Source organism: Endozoicomonas sp. SESOKO1 (assembly GCF_024606265.1).
Classification (GTDB): Bacteria; Pseudomonadota; Gammaproteobacteria; order Pseudomonadales; family Endozoicomonadaceae; genus Endozoicomonas.
This window is the reverse complement of sequence record NZ_JAHHPP010000410.1, coordinates 1-2763: the sequence shown is the minus strand read 5'-3', so window position 1 is coordinate 2763 and position 2763 is coordinate 1. Positions and strand designations below refer to the sequence as shown.

The 2763-nt window shown below is 51.1% G+C and carries 4 protein-coding genes; all 4 read left to right on the top strand.

The window, feature by feature from the left end:
- A partial coding sequence (locus KDK13_RS18805) for an ABC transporter substrate-binding protein (protein ID WP_257286543.1) occupies positions 1-947 on the top strand: 947 nt, incomplete at its 5' end.
- Positions 948-1059: 112 nt separating this feature from the next.
- Complete coding sequence (gene def / locus KDK13_RS18800) at positions 1060-1557, top strand: peptide deformylase (RefSeq protein ID WP_257286542.1); 498 nt, start codon at positions 1060-1062, stop codon at positions 1555-1557.
- Positions 1557-2501: a methionyl-tRNA formyltransferase gene (gene fmt, locus KDK13_RS18795; protein WP_306671187.1), complete on the top strand. Its 945-nt coding sequence runs from the start codon at positions 1557-1559 to the stop codon at positions 2499-2501. The genes def and fmt overlap by 1 nt, the downstream gene beginning before the upstream one ends.
- Positions 2502-2518: 17 nt before the next feature.
- Positions 2519-2763: transcription antitermination factor NusB (locus KDK13_RS18790; protein WP_306671186.1), on the top strand; the 245-nt coding region annotated here is incomplete at its 3' end.

Below are 2763 nucleotides of genomic sequence, written 5' to 3'. Positions count from 1 at the left end.
TTGCCAAAAACTGGGCCAGGGCTTACAACTTTCCGGACATCACCTCTGGCAAAATAATAAAGACTGAAATTCCAACCAGAATGATTATTGGCAGCCCAATGATCGTGTTCAACACCCGCAGGGCTCCATTCAATGATATTCGGGTAAGAGAAGCGATTGGCTATCTGCTGGATTTTGAGTGGAGCAACCGAACGCTGTTTGAAAATGCCTATGCCCGGGCAAACAGTTACTTTCCAAATTCCCTATACGCCGCTTCAGGTATACCCTCCGCCCATGAACAGGCGCTGTTAGAACCATTTCGCACACAACTGCCTGATGCCCTGTTCCATCAGCCATTCTTATCCCCCAAAACCAGGGGTGATGGCTCAATAAGGCCCCAACAGCAAAAAGCCCTTGCACTGCTTAATGAAGCAGGATGGCAGTTCAAGGAGGGAAAGCTGGTCAACCAGAAACAGGAGCCGCTGACTTTTGAGCTGATTACCTCCAGTCATCTGGCGGACCGGCTTATTTTGCCGTTTAAAAAGAACCTGGCCAGCATCGGTATTGAACTGAAATACCGGGTCATCGACATCAGCAACTATTTACAGCGAGTGAGAAAGCTGGATTTTGATACCATTGGTAATGCCTACCCCCTGGGACTGTCACTGGGCAGCGAACTTTTCAGGTATTTCCACTCCAGTAACGCGGACATACCCGATACCCAGAACCTGGCCGGCATAAAACATCCGGTTATTGATGCGCTGCTGGAGAAAATACCCAATGCGGAGAGTCAGAAGGCGCTGGAAACCATTATTCACAGCCTTGACCGGGTTCTGCTCTGGAATCACTACGGTATTCCGCTGTGGTACTTTGGCAAAGTCAGGGTTGCCCACCAAAGCAATATCAAGCGACCGGGCGAGGTCACGGATTACCCGATGATTATTAATACCTGGTGGCAAACTGAATAAGTCTGAATTTAAAGACGATAAGGAACACCCCTAGGTACAGACCGGATTTGCAGATATACTGAAAGGTCATCAAACTTAACTATTCGCTGACAGCGTCAACCTGAGATCACTGATGGCTCTACTGGAAATACTTGAATACCCTGATCAACGGCTTCGCACGGTTGCCAAGCCGGTAGCCGAGGTCAATGACGACATCCGGCGTATTGTTGATGATATGCTGGAGACCATGTACGACGCCAAGGGTGTGGGTCTGGCGGCAACACAGGTAGACATTCATCAGCGTATCGTGGTGATGGACCTTTCTGAAGAAGGTAATGAGCCCCAGGTTCTTATCAACCCCGGCTATGAGCCTATCGGTGATGAAAAGTCCGACCTTCAGGAAGGCTGCCTGTCAGTACCCGGCTTTTATGAGCTGCTGGATCGCTACGCACAAGTAAGACTCACGGCGCTGGATCGCGATGGTAATGAGTACACACGGGATTATGACGGGCTGGCGGCTGTCTGTGTCCAGCACGAGCTGGATCATCTGGAAGGTAAACTGTTCATCGACACGCTGTCCCGCCTGAAACAGGACCGTATCAAGAAAAAGCTTGGCAAAAGAAAACACTGATGAAAAGCCTTCGAATCATCTTTGCCGGTACCCCTGAGTTTGCCAGTGCACACCTTCAGGCCATTCTGGACAGCCAACACCAGGTTATCGCCGTCTATACCCAGCCGGACAGGCCTGCAGGACGCGGTCAGAAACTGATGCCCTCACCGGTCAAATCGCTGGCTCTTGAACACAATATTCCCGTTTTTCAACCAAAGTCCCTCAGGGATGAAAACGCCCAGCAGGAACTTGCTGCTCTGGACGCCGATCTGATGGTGGTGGTTGCCTATGGGTTGATTCTGCCACAGGCGGTTCTCGATACACCCAAGCTGGGTTGTATCAATGTGCATGGCTCCATTTTGCCAAGATGGCGCGGTGCTGCACCGATTCAGCGTGCGATTGAAGCCGGTGATACTGAATCCGGTGTTACCATCATGCAGATGGACGCCGGACTGGATACCGGCGACATGTTGCTGAAAGCCTTTTGTCCCATCCACCCAACCGATACCGCATCCGATCTTCATGACCGCCTGATTGCAGTGGGTCAGCCTGCGCTCATTCAGTCGCTGGATAACCTGGCAACGGGGCATATTCATCCGGAAAAACAGGATGACAACCTGGCTAACTACGCCCATAAAATGAGTAAAGAAGAAGCACAGCTGGACTGGCAGAAATCAGCACAGGCCCTGGACCGGCAGATTCGGGCGTTCAATCCATGGCCTGTGGCGATCACCGCGTTGGATGATACGAACATCCGTGTCTGGGAAGCAATAGCCCTGGAAGAAGGCACAACCGAAGCGCCGGGAACCCTGATCAAGGCTGATAAAGATGGTCTGGATATTGCCTGCCATGAAGGCACCCTGCGCATTAAACGGCTGCAGTTGGCTGGAAGCCGTGCAATGACGGTGCAGGAGCTGCTGAACAGCAAAAAAGCGATGTTCAGCACCGGAAAACAATTCAGTTAGGCGCTTTTTTACCTGATATGGCTAAACAATCTTCTGTTCGACAGCTGGCAGCACGGGCGATCACCCGGGTAACTCTGGGCGAATCACTGAGCAGTGTACTGCCGCAGTTGCAGGAAAAACTGTCCAAAAAAGACCAGCCATTATTGGCTGAGCTTTCCTATGGCACACTCCGTTACTACCACCGGCTGGATGCCTGGCTTAAGTTCCTCACTGAAAAACCCCTGAAAGAAAAAGAACAGGATATTCATAACCTGATTCTGGT